This window comes from Actinoplanes sp. CA-030573 (assembly GCF_050951115.1).
GTDB lineage: Bacteria > Actinomycetota > Actinomycetes > Mycobacteriales > Micromonosporaceae > Actinoplanes.
In genome coordinates this window covers 1,065,495-1,077,542 of record NZ_CP192038.1, presented here as the reverse complement: position 1 = coordinate 1,077,542, position 12,048 = coordinate 1,065,495, and the positions used below count along the sequence as shown (strand labels likewise).

The 12,048-nt window shown below is 69.0% G+C and carries 14 protein-coding genes; 6 read left to right on the top strand and 8 right to left on the bottom strand.

Annotated elements, in window-relative coordinates; all coding sequences use genetic code 11:
• Positions 1-3: 3 nt before the first annotated feature.
• The 4 genes from ACQP2F_RS04970 to ACQP2F_RS04955 form a co-directional block, all read right to left on the bottom strand.
• Entirely contained in the window at positions 4-150 is a 147-nt protein-coding gene (locus ACQP2F_RS04970) for a hypothetical protein (protein WP_433301049.1), read from the bottom strand.
• 89 nt (positions 151-239) lie between these two features.
• Positions 240-428, bottom strand: a complete 189-nt coding sequence (locus ACQP2F_RS04965; protein WP_433301047.1) for a hypothetical protein — start codon at positions 426-428, stop codon at positions 240-242.
• Positions 429-439: 11 nt separating this feature from the next.
• On the bottom strand, positions 440-1,165 hold the full coding sequence (locus ACQP2F_RS04960; protein WP_433301045.1) for a DUF2637 domain-containing protein: 726 nt from the start codon (positions 1,163-1,165) through the stop codon (positions 440-442).
• Positions 1,165-1,404: a DUF6284 family protein gene (locus tag ACQP2F_RS04955; protein WP_433301043.1), complete on the bottom strand. Its 240-nt coding sequence runs from the start codon at positions 1,402-1,404 to the stop codon at positions 1,165-1,167. The genes ACQP2F_RS04960 and ACQP2F_RS04955 overlap by 1 nt, the downstream gene beginning before the upstream one ends.
• Positions 1,405-1,563: 159 nt before the next feature.
• Between ACQP2F_RS04955 and ACQP2F_RS04950 the strand changes: the two genes are divergently transcribed.
• Both ACQP2F_RS04950 and ACQP2F_RS04945 read left to right on the top strand, forming a co-directional pair.
• Complete coding sequence (locus ACQP2F_RS04950) at positions 1,564-2,343, top strand: GntR family transcriptional regulator (RefSeq protein ID WP_433301042.1); 780 nt, start codon at positions 1,564-1,566, stop codon at positions 2,341-2,343.
• A 2-nt stretch (positions 2,344-2,345) separates the two neighbouring features.
• Positions 2,346-2,894, top strand: coding sequence for a GNAT family N-acetyltransferase (locus ACQP2F_RS04945; protein ID WP_433301040.1), 549 nt, complete (start codon positions 2,346-2,348; stop codon positions 2,892-2,894).
• A 113-nt stretch (positions 2,895-3,007) separates the two neighbouring features.
• Here ACQP2F_RS04945 and ACQP2F_RS04940 read toward each other — a convergent pair whose 3' ends face one another.
• Both ACQP2F_RS04940 and ACQP2F_RS04935 read right to left on the bottom strand, forming a co-directional pair.
• Positions 3,008-4,423, bottom strand: coding sequence for a recombinase family protein (locus ACQP2F_RS04940; protein ID WP_433301037.1), 1,416 nt, complete (start codon positions 4,421-4,423; stop codon positions 3,008-3,010).
• 176 nt (positions 4,424-4,599) lie between these two features.
• A complete protein-coding gene (locus ACQP2F_RS04935) occupies positions 4,600-6,357 on the bottom strand; it encodes a SulP family inorganic anion transporter (RefSeq protein ID WP_433301036.1) in 1,758 nt (585 codons plus the stop codon).
• 259 nt (positions 6,358-6,616) lie between these two features.
• On the opposite strand from ACQP2F_RS04935, the gene ACQP2F_RS04930 reads away from it, so the two are divergent.
• Positions 6,617-6,937: a hypothetical protein gene (locus ACQP2F_RS04930; protein WP_433301034.1), complete on the top strand. Its 321-nt coding sequence runs from the start codon at positions 6,617-6,619 to the stop codon at positions 6,935-6,937.
• 6 nt (positions 6,938-6,943) lie between these two features.
• On the opposite strand, the gene ACQP2F_RS04925 is transcribed toward ACQP2F_RS04930, so the two are convergent.
• The gene (locus ACQP2F_RS04925) at positions 6,944-7,117 is read right to left on the bottom strand and encodes a hypothetical protein (protein WP_433301032.1); all 174 of its coding nucleotides are present in this window, start codon (positions 7,115-7,117) and stop codon (positions 6,944-6,946) included.
• Between the two features lie 172 nt (positions 7,118-7,289).
• On the opposite strand from ACQP2F_RS04925, the gene ACQP2F_RS04920 reads away from it, so the two are divergent.
• The 3 genes from ACQP2F_RS04920 (at position 7,290) to ACQP2F_RS04910 (ending at position 10,897) form a co-directional block, all read left to right on the top strand.
• Positions 7,290-8,711, top strand: a complete 1,422-nt coding sequence (locus ACQP2F_RS04920) for a CHAD domain-containing protein (protein WP_433301030.1) — start codon at positions 7,290-7,292, stop codon at positions 8,709-8,711.
• A gap of 18 nt (positions 8,712-8,729) precedes the next feature.
• Positions 8,730-9,692 (top strand): polyphosphate kinase 2, encoded by a 963-nt coding sequence (gene ppk2 / locus ACQP2F_RS04915; RefSeq protein WP_433301028.1) that lies wholly within the window; start codon positions 8,730-8,732, stop codon positions 9,690-9,692.
• A gap of 299 nt (positions 9,693-9,991) precedes the next feature.
• Positions 9,992-10,897, top strand: a complete 906-nt coding sequence (locus ACQP2F_RS04910) for a ribonuclease Z (protein ID WP_433301027.1) — start codon at positions 9,992-9,994, stop codon at positions 10,895-10,897.
• A 7-nt stretch (positions 10,898-10,904) separates the two neighbouring features.
• Here the strand turns inward: ACQP2F_RS04910 and ACQP2F_RS04905 are convergent, their stop codons facing one another.
• A complete protein-coding gene (locus ACQP2F_RS04905) occupies positions 10,905-12,026 on the bottom strand; it encodes a hypothetical protein (protein ID WP_433301025.1) in 1,122 nt (373 codons plus the stop codon).
• Positions 12,027-12,048 lie beyond the last annotated feature (22 nt).

Genomic DNA, 12,048 nt, shown 5'->3' with positions numbered 1-12,048 from the left:
TCCTCAGCTCTGGCTCGACGTGACGGCCTTGCGGCAGTCGGGGCAGTAGGTCGGGGCCTTGGCGTTGCCGTGGAGGGTGACCTGGCAGCCGCACGACAGGAGGATCCAGCGGGCGGCGAGGGTGACGCGGTGGGCGACGTGCGAGAACATTGGGGCCTCTCCTTGAGGTCTAGAACCGAGGGGTTGAGGCCGGCGGCGCGGCGCTGCTTTGGTCGGTTGAGCCGTGCCGCCGGGCGGAGCTAGAACGGACGCCGCGGGAGCGGCTTGCCGGTCGCCAGCGCGGCGACCTCGGTGGACAGGTGCTCGGCGATGTACTGCCGGTCGCGCTCCTCGTTGAGCGCGTCCTCGGCCCAGTCGTGCAGGGCGGCGAGATCGGCGCGCAGGTTGTGCAGCTCGGCGTGTGCTTCGTAGATCTCGATCTCGGTCATCGTTGGTCACCTCACGCGGCCACGAGAGCGGGCGTTTCCGCAGGAACCGGGGTAGATGGTGACGCATCGGTGACGCGGGCGGGCAGATGACGCCGGGCCGTCGAGACGGACACGCCGGCCTTCTTGGCGATCTCGGCGACGCTCGCACCGGGCAGCTTGGCCGCGGCCCGCGCCACCTTCTCGGCCGACGCCGGCCGCGGCGTGACGCGCTTGGCGGGAGCCCTCTTGACTGGCCGTGCCGCGGCGGGCTCAGCCTCGGTGACCGGGGCGAGGGTGACCGGCTCGGGCGCAGCCGGGGCCGTCGTGACGGCCGTCGTGACGTCGGACGCGGGCTCGGCCAGTGAACGGATTCGGCCGCCGATCTCCACGAGGCTGATCGAGGCGACCACGATCAGGCCATCTACGCTGAACGGCAGCAGGTACGGGCTCGCGCCCGTCTCGCCGTAGCGGGCTGCGACGCCGGCCATGTGCCAGTACGACACCCACGCGGCGATGCCCGCGATGACCGCGGTAGCACCGAGCCGGGCGACCGACATCGGGCCGCGGCGGGCCGGGATGCGCGAGATCAGCTCGACGGCCAGCAGCAGCGCCAGCGGCGACCACGCCGAGATGGCCTTGCTGACCGGGTTGTCCGCGGCGTGCAGCACGTTGCCCGCCAGCGACGCGGCGATACCGAGGACAAACACACCTCGGACGCCCCACCCGATGCGGCGGAGACGCTTGATGTCCTGGGTCATCACGCCACCTCGCGGAGGGCGGCGGGACGCGCGGCCAGCTCGGCGGCAACGCGGGTGACGCGGGCCTCGGCCCGGCGAAGACGTCGCCAGTCCAGCGGCGACGGGCCGCCGTGGTCAGCGGCGTAGATGTTGGTGATCTCGGCGTCCAGTACGGACAATTCCGCCTCGATCAGCGGCCACTCGGCCTCGATCGCGGACAGGTCGGCCGGCGACGGCTCGCCTTCGACGTACTTCCTCACGAGAAACCTCCGGGACGATCTCGAAACTGGCTTGAGCCAGTTAACTGGCTTGAGCCAGTTGTAGTCCACCGACCGAGATCGTGTCAAGAACTGGCCCAAGCCAGTTGGGCTACGATGGCCAGGAGGTCTTGACTGAGGGGTGAAGGGGAAGGCCACAACGTGACGTCTGACCAGGGCGAACGCCGACCGCCGAGCCGGCGGATCGCAGATGATCTCAGGGACCAAATCGCGGACGGGACGTACCAGCCCGGCAAGAAGCTGCCATCCGAGCGAGCCCTAGCCGCGCAGTATGGGACGGCGCGAAACACGGCAGCCGAGGCGATCGACATGCTCCGCCGCGAGGGGCTGGTGGTCGCCAAGCACGGCGCGGGGGTCTTCGTTCGCGAGCATCGCCCACTACTGCGGCTCGGCAGCAACCGGTACTCGCGCACGCTGCGCGAGTCGACGGGCCTCTCTCCCTACCGAGCTGAGGTGACCAAACAAGGCCGGACGGCGCGAGTCGATTGCACTTCGATTACGCGCGTCGATGCGCCTGACGACGTTGCCGAACGGCTCGGCCTGAGCCGCGAAAATCGCTCTGTAACACGGCGCGAGAATTGGTACTACGCCGACGATGAGCCAGTGCAGGTGGGCATCACGTACATCCCAATCAGCATTTCGGAGGGATCTGTATTAGCCACGAGTGCCGACATGGGAAAGGGCAGTCTCTACGCACGTTTCGAGGAATTGGGACATCCGATTGCGCGTATTCGCGAAGAGATATCTGCGCGCATGCCGACGCCCGAGGAAGTGAGCGGACTTGCTATCCCGGACGGCGTTCCGGTACTCGACGTCCTTCACACGGGGATCGATGACCAGGGAAAGCCATTCGAGGTAACGAGGTTCGTACTTCGCGCTGACCTGAACGGGTTGGATTACAACATGCCGATTGAGGATTGATCATGACAGAGCCGTCGAGCGAACAAGATGCCGTACGAATTCGCGTCCGGACCGACGCGGACGTACCCGAATGCGCGGCGCTGCTGCGGGAGGTCTACGCCCTAGACGGATACCCCGTGGAAGGCGTCGACGATGCTGAGGGGTGGATGTACCCTGCCGGGCTGATGGCCGCGTTCGTGGCGAGCGAGCCCAAAGGGCTGCTCGGGCATGCCGCGGTATGCGAGCCAAACGGCGATGCAGCGGTGGCGATGCTCGTAGCGCGGACAGGTGCCACCGAGTCTGAGATTGCGGTACTTGCCCGGCTTTTTGTGGGGCCGAAAGCGCGAGGCCGTGGGGTCGGGCGAATGCTCGCCGAGGCCGCGCTCGCCTATGCCTCCGCTAGTCGTCTGCGGGCTGTTTTCGACGTCATGGAGAAGGACCGCACCGCAATCAGCATGTACGAACGGATGGGATGCGTCTTGCTCGGCCGCACATTGCACCACGTCGCCGATGGCCGAACCATTCCGGCACTTTGCTATGCAGCACCCGGCGCTGTCGATTCCGCCGCGTAGCCGGCTGGCCCTCCGTCACCCCTGTCACTAACGTCACTGCTGTCACCCGATGACTGTCTAGCTGCGGAAACGCGAGTGACAGCCCCCTGTGCGGGCTGTCACTCAGGTCGGAGCTACGCGATCCACTCGGGGACGAACCGGTCTGGATCCCAGCGCTTCCGTGGGTCTGCCGGGTTGACCTTGACAGAGTGCAAGGTGGCGCTGAGCACTGCACGTCGCTGCGAGACGTTCAGGCGTTCCCAGCGCTCGTACATCTCCCCCAGCGTGCCGACGAAGCCGCGGAGTACGTGGCGGCGAGACTCCCGTGCCGCGGCAGCCCGGTTGCGCTCTAGCCGCTGCTCGACGACCAATCGAGCGGCCATCCACTCTCGCCGGGTGATCTCTTTCCTGGCCCACTGCTGGGCCAGTTCTTCGAGCTGTAGTTCGTCGTCCTTCACCGCGTCCGACGCCTCGGATCCGAGGGCCTGTCGGGACCGCAGCCGCTCGATGAAGTCGGGCGAGTCCAACGCCACGATGACCAGGTCTCGGATGTGATCATCGGTTCGCGCCGTGTTGGTGGCGGTCTTGCCGCATGAGTCGTAGCCAGGGGCGTTGGAGCACACGTAACGAGGCACGCCCGACCGCGGCCGGCCGACGAGACGGGCACCGCAATGGCACACGAGTAGGCCAGTCAGGAGGTAGGTGTTCATGCGCTGGCCCGGCTGGCGGGTCTGCCGGTCAGGGTCCGTGAGGATCGCGCGCACTCGGTCGGACTCATCCGCGGTGATGATCCCGGGCCAGACCGCATCGGCCACGATGTCGCCGATGATCGGACGCGTCGTCTCCCAGTTGCTCCGGGGGGTGTGCTCGCGGCGACCGCTGATCCTCGCCCGGCAGAGGAGTTGCCGAAGGCTGGTGACCTTGAAGCTGTTCCCGGCGGTCGTCGTGATGCCGCGCTGGGTGAGGTCGCGGACGATGCTCGCCAGCGACTCCATGGCCAGCACGCGGCGGACGCATTCCCGGATGATCTCGGCTTCCTCCGGGACGATCGTCACCCGGTCGGCTTCGTAGCCGAACGGCCGGTGCCCTCCGCCGGCGACCCTCCCGGCCTCGGCCGCCTGCCGACGCTGGCGCTTCTGCCGCTCCGCCTTGTGCTCGGCTTCATGCCGGGCAGCAGCGCCGAGCATCCGGGCGACCAGCCGGCCCGTGGGCGTACTGAGGTCAACGTCGCCGGTGACCGTCGCCAGCTCTACGCCGTACTTGTCGGCGAGGTCGATCACGTCTTCCAGCTCCCGCGGCGACCGTGTCAGCCGGTCGACATGCCACCCCACGATCGCGTCGACGGTGCCCGCCCGCACGTCGGCCAGCAGACGCGACCACGCCGGCCGTGGTGCGCCTGAGTAGGCGCTGACGTCGTTGTCGGGGTAGACCTCGACGACCACCCATCCCCTACGCTCGCAGAGGGCGCGACAGTCCTCTTCCTGGCGGGCAACGCCTAGCCCTGCTCCGGCCCTGTCTTGGCTGATCCGGCAGTAGATCGCAGCACGCATGCATCGACCATACGCCGATGGGTCACATAGCTTAAGCCCTGTCCCGAACGGCATGACCTGCCCGGTCGGTGTGGCCCGGACCAACTGACGCTCGCGCGCCACGGTCGGTGCTGGCCGGCACGCCGTCAGCACCGACCATGCTTGGGCCGGCTCGTGAAGCGGTCCCATCGGAGTAGTCAGGCGATGCGGCTGGCGTCGCGTGCGGCGTGGAGGCTGTCGTAGTAGCGGTCGGGACCGATCTTGGCGGTGAACCCGAAGCGGTCGAGCTCACGCCGGAGGTCGTCGCCGGCCCCGGCGACGGCGAGGACGATCCCGCGCGCGGTGAGGTGATCGGCCAATTCCAGCAGGGTCTGCGCGCCGGTGTAGTCGATGTCGTCGATGGCGTCGGCGTAGAGGACGAACCATCGCGGCGGGTCCGGGACGTTCACCAGGGCCATGATTTCTTGGGAGAGACGTTCGGCGTTGGCGTAGAAGATGCCGACGCCGAACCGGTAGATGACCAGGCCCGGCTCGGTGACGGTGCCGGGCGTGGGCTTGGCCAGTTCGAGCCGTCCCTTGCTGTCGAAGCGCACCACCGCGTCGTGCGGCGCGTAGTGGCGTCGGACGTGCACGACCAGGGACAGGACGATGGCCAGGATGATGCCCTGCTCGACGCCGAGGGCAACCACGACGACAGCCGTCAGCAGCGCCACCCAGAACTCGTCGCGGCGCAGGCGGTAGATCGACCGCATGGGCCGGATAGCGATCAGCTTCGCCCCGATCAGGAACACCACCGACGAGAGCACCGCGTTCGGCAGGTACTGCAGCGGCTTGGTCAGGAACAGCAGCACGAGCGCGACCACGACCGCGGTCGTGAGCTGGGCGACCTGGGTGCGGCTCTTGGCCTCGTCGACCATCTCGGTCTTGGTCGGGCTGCCGTTGACGACGAAGGTCCCGCTCAGTCCGGCCGTGACGTTGGCCAGGCCGAGGCCGATGAGATCGGTGTTCTCGGTGAAGCGTTCGTTGTACTTGACCGCGTAGGCGCGCGAAGTCGCCGCGCTCTGGGCGAGAATCACCAGGAACATCGAGAACGCGACCGGCAGCAGTCCCGCAGCCTCGTGCCAGGTCACCCCGCTCGGCAACCCGATGCTGGGCAGGCCGCTGGGGACCGGACCGAGAATGGAGACGCCGTCGGCCTGCAAGTCGAGTGCCCAACTGGCCACGATCGCGCCGATGACCGCCACCAGCCCGCCCGGGATCGCCTTGATCCATCGTTCGAAGACGATCAGCACGGCCAGCACCGAGGCCGACACCAGGGCCGTTGGTCCGGAGGCCTGACCGATGTGGCCCAGGGTCTTGAAGAACTCGATCAGGTTGCCGCTGAAGAACGGCACCTCTGAGGTCTGCTTGGGTATCTCGAGCATTCCGCCCACCTGGCCGGTGGCGACCTGGACCCCGACCCCGGTCAGGAAACCGATCAGCACCGTTCGCGAGAGAAAGTCGGCCAAGAAGCCCAGGCGCGCCAGCCGGGCAAGCCACAGCAGTCCACCGGCCAGCAGAGCGCTGAGCCCGGCCAGCGAGACCCATTGCGGCGTCGCCGGCTGTAGTCCGCCGATCCCGAGGCCGGTGATCCCGGCGAACATGATCGCGGCGGTGGCCGAGTCCGCCCCGACCACCAGATGCCGCGACGACCCGAGGAACGCGAAGGCGACGATGGGGATCAGGATGGTGTACAGGCCGGTGATCACCGGCATCCCGGCGATCTTGGTGTAGCCCATGGTCTCGGGGATGGCCAGTGCCGCCAGGGTGATCCCGGCGATGATGTCGGCTCGCAACCAGCCCCGCCGGTACGGCCGGATCCCCTCCAGTATCGAGACCGAGCGCTCGCGCTTCGGCCGCGTGGCACGGTCCCCGGCCGAGTGCTGTCCCGGGCCGGCTTTCAGCTGCTCGCTCATGTCGTCCTCGCCGTCGCAGGGCCCACAACGGGCAGCCCCCCGCATCCACGCATCTTCGACCGGGGCCGGCCGGCATCGGAGAAGAATCCAATGCCGGCCGTTTCCGGGGCATCACCCCGACGGAATGAACCGAGACGACATGCGTCCGGGGAAACCGCTGTGAATGCGTACGCATTTCACGCGAGCGGCTGAAAAAGATCGACATGTCCCGACATGCTGCGCACACTGGAGATCGACGCTGCTAGCCGGGAGGTGCGCCATGCCATCCTTCAACAGCGAAGAAGAGCGAGCCGCGTGGGCTCTCGCCGAATCGCTCTCCGACCAGGCCCGCGCGATGATGCGCCAGGCCGAGGCCGCGCTCGAGACCTGGAAGCTCGGGAAGGAGATGAATCGGCTGCGCTGCGAGCGCAAGGGAATCAGCGCCTCGGATGCGGAGATCCGGTGGGCGGCGTCGGCCAACTCGAAGAACGCACTGACCGACAACAGCTTCCACGTCGGCCTCGCGACGATGTATTACGGCGCCGCCACGGCAAGTTACTCGCGGGCGCTCTATCTGCGCAGCCGGAGCACATTCCGGTAGGGCTCGTTACTCCTGCTGATCCGCGATTTCGACGACGGGGGACGCCGGTGGTTTGGGCGAGCGGGGGCCGTCGGGCGTGGCCGCCGACGCCGGGGTCGCGAGCGCGATGCCCAGCACCGCTCCCGCACTGATCAGGCCGAGCCCGGCGAGCGAGACCCGTCGCGTCTCGGACTTCTCCATGAGGACCTCCTGACGAAACCGGCCTCCCACACTGCCAGGCCGACCTGAGACGAAGCTGTGCAGAAGCTGCCAATCGATTGGTCTGTGTGCGCGGCCTTCCGTCGGGCACCATGAACGTATGGAGATCGCCCGCGAAACAGAGCGTAAATACGATGTTCCCGCGGACTTCGTCATGCCTTCGCTGGTGGGCACGGCCGGCATCCGGGACGCCGCCCCGGCCGAGACGCACGATCTGGACGCCACCTACTTCGACACCGACGAGCTCACCTTGATGCAAAACCGCCGGACGTTGCGGCGGCGTACCGGTGGCGGCGACGCCGGCTGGCATCTCAAGACCCCGGGCACCGGCGGCAGCCGCACCGAGCATCGGCTGCCGCTGAACGGCGACCGGGACGGCGAGCAGAGCAGCGACCAGAACGGCGACCAGAACACCGTGCCGGCCGAGCTGCGCGGGCAGGTCCGGGCGATCATCCGGCGCAGGCCGCTCAAGCCGGTCGCCCGCCTGCGCACCCGCCGCATCGAGACGCCGCTGCGGGACGCCGACGGGAACACGCTCGCCCTGGTCGCGCAGGATCAGGTGACGGCCGAGACCGACGGCACCGAGCAGCACTGGCAGGAGATCGAGGTCGAGCTGGTCGACGGCGACGAGGCGCTGCTCGATGCGGTCGAGCGCCGCCTGCGCACGGCGGGCGCCACGCCGGCGGCCGGGCCCTCCAAGGTCGCTCGCGCGCTGAACGGCCGGCTGCCCGGCACGACCCCGGCCGAGGACCAGGGCAAGGGCAAAAAGATCAACCCCGTCTTCGCGTACGCCCGGCAGCAGCGCGACGCCCTCACCGAGTACGACCCGGGTGTCCGGCAGGGCGATCCGGAGTCGGTGCACAAGATGCGTGTCGCCACCCGGCGCCTGCGCAGCACCCTGAAGACGTTCAAGCGCTCGTTCCCCGGCTTCGAGGAGGTCGGCGACGAGCTCAAGTGGCTCGCCGACCTGCTCGGCCAGGTACGCGACGGCCAGGTGCAGAAGAACAAGCTGCTGTCCGGCGTCGAGCGGTCCGGCCCGCAGTTCACCGAGGTCGCGGCCCGCATCGGCCGGCACCTCGACGAGCAGGTCGCGCAGGGTCGCGCGGCGCTGGCCGACGCGCTGGAGAGCGAGCGATACCTCGCGCTGCTCGACCGGGTCGACCGGTTGGCGTCACTGCCCGGCACCGGCGAGCCCGACCCACGGCGCCGGGCCCGCAAGAGCCTGCGCAAGGCCGACGCGCTGCTCGATCAGGCCCTCGCCGACGGGGAGGACGCCGAGCTCCACGAGGCGCGCAAGGCGTACAAGAAAGCCCGTTATGCCGTCGAGGTTTTCGCCCCGGCCGCCGGGAAGCGGGGCAAAGGCCTGGTCAACGCCCTGACCGACCTGCAGGACGTGCTCGGCGCCCACCAGGACTCGGTGGTCGCCCGCGAGCTGCTGCGGGAGCTCGGGCCGGACAGCTTCTGGTTCGGCGTGCTGTGGGCGCGGCAGGAGCAGATCGGCAAGGACACCTACGCTGAGCTGCCGGTGGTGGTGGAGACCTCGCGAAAGAAGAAGCTTCGTCGCTGGATGGGCTGACGTTCATTTGATCGGGGTATGAAGAGGGCCATGCAGGCCGAGGCGGAGTACCAGGACGAACAGACCACGGAGCCGTACGACGGGCCGATCACGGCACTCGAGGGCTACCGCGTCGCGGACGACGACGATGACGACCCGGTGCTGCTCAACGCGGACGGCTCGCCCGTCGACACCTGGCGCGAGGACTACCCGTACGACGAGCGGATGTCCCGCCAGCAGTACGACCACGAGAAGCGGCTGTTGCAGATCGAGCTGCTGAAGCTGCAGAACTGGTGCAAGAGCACGGGCGAGCGGCTGGTGGTGCTGTTCGAGGGGCGGGACGCGGCCGGCAAGGGCGGCACGATCAAGCGCTTCATGGAGCACCTCAACCCGCGCGGGGCGTCGGTGGTGGCCCTGGAGAAGCCGAGCGAGCGCGAGAGCACGCAGTGGTACTACCAGCGCTACATCAGCCATCTGCCGGCCGCCGGCGAGATCGTGCTGTTCGACCGTTCCTGGTACAACCGGGCCGGCGTCGAGCGGGTCATGGGCTTCTGCACCCGCGCCGAGTACCTCGAGTTCATGCGCCAGACCCCGGAGCTCGAGCGGATGCTGGTGCGCTCGGGCGTGCACCTGGTCAAGTTCTGGTTCTCGGTGACCCAGGGGGAACAGCGCACCCGCTTCGCCATCCGGCAGGTCGATCCCGTACGGCAATGGAAGCTCTCGCCCATGGATCTTCAATCGCTCGACAAGTGGGGCGACTACACCGAGGCCAAGGAGGCGATGTTCTTCTACACCGACACCGCGGACGCGCCGTGGACGGTCGTGAAGAGCAACGACAAGAAGCGGGCCCGGCTCGAGGCGATGCGGCACGTGCTGAGCCGCTTCGACTACGAGAACAAGGACGACGAGGTGGTCGGCCGCCCCGACCCGCTGATCGTGGGTCCGGCGTCGCTCGCGGTGGAAGGTACCGAAATGTCCCCTCGGGTATTCCCGCGGCTCTAGTGATATTAAAAGCGTTGGCAACCTGCCCCGACCCTGGATAACGTGGCCGTACACGTGAAGGGAGGTGGTCCGAAGTTGTATACCAACGGGACTCGTGAGGTGGCTGTCCGCTAGCCGCTGTCCTCGACAGCTTCGTTCTGTTTGAAAGACGTCGAGACCGTGTGGCAGCGGTTCGGCGAATACCAGGCAGCCACCCGACCCCCGGGGATCCGGCCTTGTCCGACCGGACCACGCGCCTTCTTATGTGGGAAGCAGCGTGGAAACCTCCCCGGGGGTCGACCCGTTTCTGGAGTCCGTTGATGCGTGAGCTGGCCATTCTCGGCACCGCGAGCCAGGTGCCGACGCGACACCGCAACCACAACGGCTACCTCCTGCGCTGGGACGACGAGGTGATCCTCTTCGATCCCGGCGAGGGCACCCAGCGCCAGATGCTGATGGCCGGCCTCGCCGTCACCCCGATCAAGCGCATCTGCATCACCCACTTCCACGGTGATCACAGCCTCGGCCTGCCCGGCATCCTCCAGCGCATCTCGCTCGACAAGGTGCCGCACCCGGTCGCCGTGCACTATCCGGCCGAGGGCCAGGAGTTCTACGACCGGCTCCGGCACGCCACCAGCTACTGGGACAACGCCGACATCGTGGCCTCGCCGGTGAGCGGCGCGAGCTTCGCGACCGAGACCTCGGCGGGGCGGCTCACCGCGCTGCCGCTCTGGCATTCCCTGCCCACGTACGGGTACCGCCTCGACGAACCGGAGGCGCGCCGGATGGTTCCGGGGCTGCTGGCCGAGCACGGCATCGCCGGACCGGCCGTGGGTGAGCTGCAGCGCGCCGGCCGCCTCGGCGACGTGACGCTCGACCAGGTGAGCACGGTGCGGCCGGGCCAGAGCTTCGCCTTCATCATGGACACCGGCCTGTGCGACAACGTCTACGCCCTGGCCGCGAACGTCGACATGCTGGTGATCGAGTCGACGTTCCTCACCGAGGACGCCGAGATGGCCCGCCTGGTCGGCCACCTGACCGCGGCCCAGGCCGCCCGGGTCGCCCGCGAGTCGGGCGTCCGCACCCTGGTGCTGACCCACTTCTCCCAGCGTTACCAGGACCCGCAGCGCTACCTCGACGAGGCAAAGGCCGAGTTCGGCGGCACGATCGTGCTGGCGGAGGACCTGACCCGCATCCCCCTGCCGCCCCGGCGGGAGGCCCGGTGATTTCTGATCAGCCAGGCGGTGACTCGCGGTTCCGCAGGGCGGCGTCCCAGGCGGGCGGGTCGTCGGCGGGGGCGGCCAGGCGGTCGAGCACGTGGTCCCAGATCAGGCCGAGCGCGATCGCGTCGCGGGCCGGAACCTCCTCGTGCCGGACGGTCAGGTCGGCGGCCCCGGCGCCGTCGTCGTCGATGCGCAGCCGCACGGCGGTCGGCTCGTCATCGGGCAGCGCGGCCGGCTCATCGTCGGGCCGCGTGGCCGGCTCGCCGTCGGGCCGCGCGTCCGGTTGCTGCCGACGGGCGGCCCAGCGCCAGGCCAGCGTGCGCGTGCGCATGCCTTCGGCGACCGTGCGCAGGCGGATCTCCAGCTCACCGGCCGACAGAGCGTGATCGGCGGCGGGCGGACGCTCAGAAGCCGGCCGATCGGAAGCCGGGTGCTCAGGACCGGGCGCGCGATCGGAACCGCGGCCGGCGGCGGGCGCGGCCGGCGTGGTCAGGGCGGCGGCGGGGTCGGCCAGCAGGGCCTTGGCGGCGGCCAGGGGCAGCGGCCGCCGGCGGACTACGGTCGCCCGGGCGCGGTGGTCGGGCTCGGGCGGGCCGGCGGCGACCAGGCCCAGCATCGCCCACTCGGCGGCCTTGGCCGGTCGGGGCGACCAACCGCCACGGGCGCCGTCGTCGCGCAGCGTCAGCAGGCCGGGCTCCTCGGCGACCGGCCACACCCACAGCTCGTGCTGCTCGGGCGGGTCGTCCTCGGTGCGTACGGTCTCGTGCAGGCGGTTGCGCGCCCGCACCCGCACCCGGATCAGCCCGGGGCGGCTCACCGGCACATCGGTGAGGCCGTCGGCGCTGCCGCCCATCAGGCCCCGCACCGAGAACGTGCCGGTCGGGCACCACAGGGTCGCCTCGCTGACCGCGTCCCACTCGTCGTCGTCCGGCGTGGCCGGCGGCGCGCCGGCGGTCACCACCCGGATCTCGATGTGGCCGGTGTGGTTGCCGGCGAAGGCCGTCAACCGGGCCGGCCCGCCGACGTGCACGAGATCGTCGCCGACGGTGTAGATCTCCAACGCGTCGCGCCCGGGCGCGGTGACCACCAGGTATTGGCAGTAATCCACGAACAGCCGCACGAAACCGTCCATTGAGCACCCCCGTTAGCCGAGA